A 1404-nucleotide genomic window follows, 5' to 3' on the forward strand; every position below is an offset into this window, starting at 1 on the left:
TGAACTGCACCCCAAATGTTGGACACTCAACAAAGTAAGGTGCAGTTTTTTATGAGTAAATACTCTCTCAATTTCAAGTTACGGGTCGTGCAACACTATCTTTCCGGACTGGAGGGACAACAAGCGACAGCCAAACGATTTGGCATTGATCACAGTGCAGTCCGTAAGTGGTCCAGTGCGTGGAAACTTCATGGTGAGGCAGGACTGACGACAAAACCTGGCCACTATCCTCCAACCTTTAAGGAAGCCGTTATTCTGTATATGCGCGACCATCTTCTTTCCGCACGCAAGGTGAGTACTGTGTTTAATATTCCTGCATTCACCTCTGTTTGCCTGTGGGAACGCCTGTATAATGAAGGGGGTCTGGAAGCCCTCAGAAATAGCCGCCGCGGGAGAAAAAGGATGTCAGAATTAACCGGAAAACACCCTAAAAAAAACACAACATCCTCTCTTTGTCCGGATGAACGGGAAGAGCTGGAACAACTTCGTGTTGAGGTGGCTTATCTAAAAAAGTTGCAGGCCTTACTCAGTCAAAAAAACACGCCAGAGCATGGTACAAAGCGCAAGCCGTGAATGAGTTAAGGCAACAATATTCGCTGCCCCGTCTACTGAGGGCCGCAGAGCTAGCCAGAAGCACGTTCTACTGGCAGTTATCTTCATGCAAAAAACCAAATAAATATGCGGATGATAAGCGACGGATTACGACACTGTTCCATCAGCATAGAGGTCGATATGGATACCGCAGGATCACGCTTGCCTGTCGCAGGGCTGGCACGCCGCTTAACCATAAAACTGTTCAGAGGTTAATGCAGGAGTTACAGTTAACTTCCTGTATTAGAAGAAAGAAATATAACTCTTATAAAGGTCGGTATGGAAAAGCAGCCGATAATATCCTGAGCCGTCAGTTCAGTGCGGATAAACCTAATCAGAAATGGGTAACGGATGTTACTGAGTTCAAAATTAGCGGAGAGAAACTGTATTTATCACCGGTACTTGATCTCTATAATGGTGAGATAATCGCGTATCAGATGGAGTCACGCCCACATCTGTCAATGGTGGAGAATATGCTGTCAAAGGCCTTATCAGTACTGAGTGAAAATGAATATCCGTTGATACATTCAGATCAAGGCTGGCAATATCAAATGGCACAGTACCAGAAGCGGTTGAAAGAAGCGGGTCTGACGCAAAGTATGTCCAGAAAAGGGAACTGTCTTGATAACGCGGTAATAGAAAGCTTCTTCGGGACACTGAAATCGGAATGCCTATATCTTGATGATTATAAAAATATCGGTGAGTTACGAATTGCAATCGATGAGTATATTCACTATTACAACCATGAAAGAATAAAACAGAAGCTAAAAGGCCTGAGTCCGGTAGAGTATCGAACTCAGGCCCAGATAACCG

At 44.7% G+C, this 1404-nt stretch carries 1 protein-coding gene; it reads left to right on the forward strand.

Annotated elements, in window-relative coordinates:
- Positions 1-51: 51 nt before the first annotated feature.
- A protein-coding gene (locus AACW11_RS18125; protein ID WP_445285832.1) for an IS3 family transposase occupies positions 52-1404 on the forward strand; the annotation gives its coding sequence in 2 pieces (ribosomal slippage) (positions 52-516 and positions 519-1404; 1351 coding nt annotated over the 2 pieces). This gene is flagged as partial in the annotation.

This window comes from Yersinia sp. Marseille-Q3913 (genome assembly GCF_963892745.1).
Taxonomy (GTDB): Bacteria; Pseudomonadota; Gammaproteobacteria; order Enterobacterales; family Enterobacteriaceae; genus Yersinia; species Yersinia bercovieri.